General features: G+C 47.9%; 1 protein-coding gene. It reads left to right on the forward strand.

What is annotated here, in order from left to right; genetic code table 11:
- On the forward strand, positions 1-236 hold a 236-nt coding region (locus H8K52_RS20945; RefSeq protein ID WP_222613880.1), incomplete at both ends, for a transposase.

The following is a 236-nucleotide window of genomic DNA, read 5'->3' on the forward strand; positions in this document are numbered from 1 at the left end:
TGTAAGTGGGAAAGAGATTTACAAGCATCGTAAAGAGACGGTCGAACGGAGCTTCGCCGATGCGAAGCAACTACATGGTCATCGTTACGCACGCTTTCGTGGATTAGCCAAGGTCAAGGCGCAAGCGTTGCTCGCTGCGGCATGTCAAAATATGAAGAAAATGGCGAGTTTATTAGAAAAGGCCCTGCGCCTTTCTTTATCGTCTTATTTGACTCAAGCAAAGCACCTATGGCGAC

The sequence above is a fragment of the Affinundibacterium seohonense genome (assembly GCF_014284305.1).
Lineage (GTDB): Bacteria > Pseudomonadota > Gammaproteobacteria > Burkholderiales > Burkholderiaceae_D > Undibacterium > Undibacterium seohonense.